The sequence below is a fragment of the Aeromonas sp. LsrichE-8G genome, from assembly GCF_022869435.1.
Taxonomy (GTDB): domain Bacteria; phylum Pseudomonadota; class Gammaproteobacteria; order Enterobacterales; family Aeromonadaceae; genus Aeromonas; species Aeromonas caviae.
The window spans coordinates 1-907 of record NZ_JALIHH010000219.1; the positions used below are offsets into that span (position 1 = coordinate 1).

The 907-nt window shown below is 55.3% G+C and carries 1 protein-coding gene; it reads left to right on the forward strand.

Going from position 1 to position 907, the window contains the following annotated elements; all coding sequences use genetic code 11:
- Positions 1–883 (forward strand): ISAs1-like element ISAs12 family transposase (locus tag MUW49_RS19580; protein WP_244813106.1); only part of this gene is annotated, 883 nt, incomplete at its 5' end.
- Between the last annotated feature and the right edge of the window lie 24 nt (positions 884–907).

The window sequence follows — 907 nt, forward strand, 5'->3', positions numbered from 1 at the left end:
GCCGTTTCAGGCCGCCTTTGTGCGGTGGACTCAAGCCATTAACCAGCACACCGATGGCGCCCTGGTCGCTATCGATGGCAAAACCCTGCGCAGTTCCTATGACCGTGAGGATCGAACGTCGACCATTCACATGGTCAGTGCCTATGCCGCCGCCAATAAGCTGGTGCTCGGACAGATAAAAACCGACGCCAAGTCCAATGAAATTACCGCTATTCCCGAGTTGCTGGCGCTGCTCGACATCAAAGGCTGCCTGGTATCCATCGATGCGATGGGGTGCCAGACCGAGATCGCCGAGACCATCCTTCAGCAAGGTGGCGATTACTTATTGGCCGTCAAAGGCAACCAACCCAAGTTGTTCGAGGCGGTTCGACAGGCCCTCGCCCCGCTGGCGGCCACCCCGTTATGCGCAGAGACGATGACGCTTGAGAAGGCTCATGGCCGCATCGATGGTCGTGAGTACCATGTCATGGCGGCGGGCGAGTTGGCCGCCCAGTTTCCTCATTGGAAACAGTTGCACAGCATTGGCGTGGCCATCTCCTATCGCGTTGAAAATATGCAAAAAATTACCATAGAGCAGCGTTATTTCATCAGTTCCAAAGCGTTGGTGCAGGATGAGTTTGCGCGAGCGGTGCGTGGGCACTGGGCCATCGAAAATAGCCTGCACTGGGTGCTGGACGTCACGATGGGCGAGGATGATTGCCCGATTTATCGCGGTGATGCCGCAGAGATTTTGGCGTGCATCCGGCACATGGGGCTGAACATGCTCAGGGCCGAGACTTCACGCAAGGCGAGCGTAAGACGGAAGCAAAAAATCGCAGGAATGAGCAGTGAATATCTGGAAACGGTACTCAATGCGGGTCTCAAAAAACTGGGTGAAATTTAACAAAATGTTCACGCTCTCACCCTG